The following is a 416-nucleotide window of genomic DNA, read 5'->3' as shown; positions in this document are numbered from 1 at the left end:
CGTCTATGCATGCCGCGAAAGATCTTCCCGCCGATCAGCAATCCGGCCCGCACGGTCTCGTCGATCAGGATGACAACGAGACCGCCCTCGGGTTCCCCAATGCCGAGCATGCGCTCGGCAATGACGGCGGCTTCCGTGTCATCGAGAAAGAAAACAGGAGCTGGCGCAAGCGATGCCCTGATCGCCTCCCGATCGACAACGGTTCCCGCACCAAGCGCAATGCCATTGCCGATCGTGCCGCACTGAATCCCGGCATCCCTGAGCATGGCGGCAACAGTCCCGCCGATTTCCGCACAGTCGCCGATCTTACGCCGGCTAACCACGACACCGGCCAGATTCATGATGACGATTTCGGTACCCGATGTGGTCAGATTGACACCGACCGAATGGGCGCCATCGGCCAGGAGCATGAATTC

Annotated in this window: 1 protein-coding gene; it reads right to left on the bottom strand. The window is 60.8% G+C overall.

Translation table 11 applies throughout. The annotated features are described in order from the left end of the window. The coding region (locus AC1D0P_RS30570) for a hypothetical protein (protein WP_477680161.1) at window positions 1-416 on the bottom strand (416 nt) is incomplete at both ends.

It is taken from the genome of Polaromonas sp. P1_G2, from assembly GCF_056405515.1.
This window is presented reverse-complemented; position numbering and strand designations above follow the sequence as displayed.